This is a genomic window from Pseudomonas sp., from assembly GCF_049645325.1.
Taxonomy (GTDB): Bacteria; Pseudomonadota; Gammaproteobacteria; order Pseudomonadales; family Pseudomonadaceae; genus Aquipseudomonas.
This window is the reverse complement of the sequence record NZ_JBARTQ010000185.1, coordinates 1-1,819: the sequence shown is the minus strand read 5'-3', so window position 1 is coordinate 1,819 and position 1,819 is coordinate 1. Positions and strand designations below refer to the sequence as shown.

Sequence of the window (1,819 nt, the reverse complement as noted above, 5' to 3'; positions counted from 1 at the left end):
ATCATGAAATGGTTGATCAGCAGACCGATCACAGCGGCTACGACCATTCCTGCGGAAATGAGGCGTCCTTTAGGAGGCAAAGGCTGTGGTGGTTCATAACTCATACAAAACTCTCCTAGCCGATCGTGAAAACACCTCTACATATCGACAAGATCGAGGCCAAAATAGTCGCCTACCACTTCTACCCTATACCGCTCACATAAATGGGGCCAGGTGTGCTCAGCTAAATGGGTCCGCGCAGCGCACAGCACGTAGTGCTGGTGGTCGGCGAGCTTTGGAGTAACGCGGCAGGGCAACAGCCAAGGCGTGCCTGTTGATGGAAGTCAAAGACTGGCCTTGAGCGCGTCGTTCCAATCGTGAGCGGGTGGTCGCAGACGTTTGATCGTGGGATGTTGTCTGATCATCTGTCGACTCGCGGCGTTGCCAGGCTGGTCGTCGTCGAAGCCGCAGTAGATGTCATAGCCGCGAGCCATCAGCGGATGGAGCCAAGCTGGATTGGGGCGAACGCCCGCGGTCGAGATGCAGATACTGGCCGGGCGCAGTTGAAAGCAGCTGATCGCATCGATCGCGGATTCGCAGAGGACGATCTCGTCCGAGCCCGGAAGGCCGATCCAGAAGTAACCGGCGTCCTTGCACGTGCCGGGCGCCAGCCCACGCCATATCCGCTGGCCGGTGCCACGCAGCTCGGCGCCAATCGGACGATTGGCTTTCCCGGCCACCATCAGAAAGACCGCGTTGGCGCGCCGGTCGGCATAGACCTTTCCCGCCTCGATCAACGGTTCTAGGACGCCTGCCGCGAGACGACGCTGCTTGGTGAGATAGTGACGCACGCGCTCGAGGTGGGCGAGATTCGCCACAGGCAAGTGTGGGCAAGGTTTGGTGTGGGCGCCCAGTCGAGGAGAAGACGGCCGCGAGTAAGCAGAGGTCGACGACGTGGCGGCAGGGGCGGAACCAAGCTGCTGCTCGAGCCATCCAACCGCCGCGTGAACGTCGCATCCGCTCAAGTGCATCACGAGGTCGATCGCCCCGCCACCCCCTTCGTTGCCATGCCAGTTGAAGAACTTGGCGCCCGTCACCGAAAGCGGACCACGCTCGGTGCGCCATTGATGCCTGTCGCGCCGATCACGCTGGGCGCCCCAGTGCGTTAACACGGTTTCCAGCGGTATCGAGCGAACCGCGTCGGCTTGTCGGCGGAAGTCGCGGAGCGTCATCGCACTTTACTCGTCGAGCTTGTCCCGCAAGCTCGTGCAGTGCTTCATGTTGATGACGTGACTGTTCTCGGTCAGCCGATCGATCAAGGCGGCCGTCAATTGCAGGTTGTGCAGAAACGATCCCCATTCGACGAAGCCCAGGTTCGAAGTGATGATTGTCGTTTTCTTCTTGTGCCGCTTGTGCATCAGCGTAAAGAACTGCCCCACCTGCGCCGCTTCCACCTCCACGTAGCCCACTTCGTCAATCACCAGACAGTCGTACGAGAGATAGCGCCGGAGCACCTTCCCCTCGCTGCGGTCCGCCAGCGACTGAAAGAGTTCCTGCAGCAACTGAGGAAACGTCACGAAGTAGCCCCGCTGGCCGCGATCGATCGCTTGCAGCAGGAAGGCCGTGGCCAACCCCGTCTTGCCGCACCCGGTGGGCCCCAACCAGACCATGTTCCGCTGCTTGGTCATATAATCGAAGCGGTCGTAGTACGACATGATCTTCTTGCGGTCGAGTTTCGGCTGCCGCGAGAAGGGGAAGGTCTCCATCTCCAGCATTTCTGGAATGTTCGCCCGCTGCCGCCGCAACAGGCGGGCGTTTTCACGCTTCGTGCGACATTCTT

At 60.3% G+C, this 1,819-nt stretch carries 2 protein-coding genes; both read right to left on the bottom strand.

Going from position 1 to position 1,819, the window contains the following annotated elements; genetic code table 11:
- Positions 1–323: 323 nt before the first annotated feature.
- Positions 324–1,211 (bottom strand): DUF3991 domain-containing protein, encoded by an 888-nt coding sequence (locus WBB95_RS08290; RefSeq protein WP_424487137.1) that lies wholly within the window; start codon positions 1,209–1,211, stop codon positions 324–326.
- A 6-nt stretch (positions 1,212–1,217) separates the two neighbouring features.
- Positions 1,218–1,819, bottom strand: a 602-nt coding sequence (locus WBB95_RS08285) for an ATP-binding protein (RefSeq protein WP_424487136.1), incomplete at its 5' end; no start/stop codon positions are given.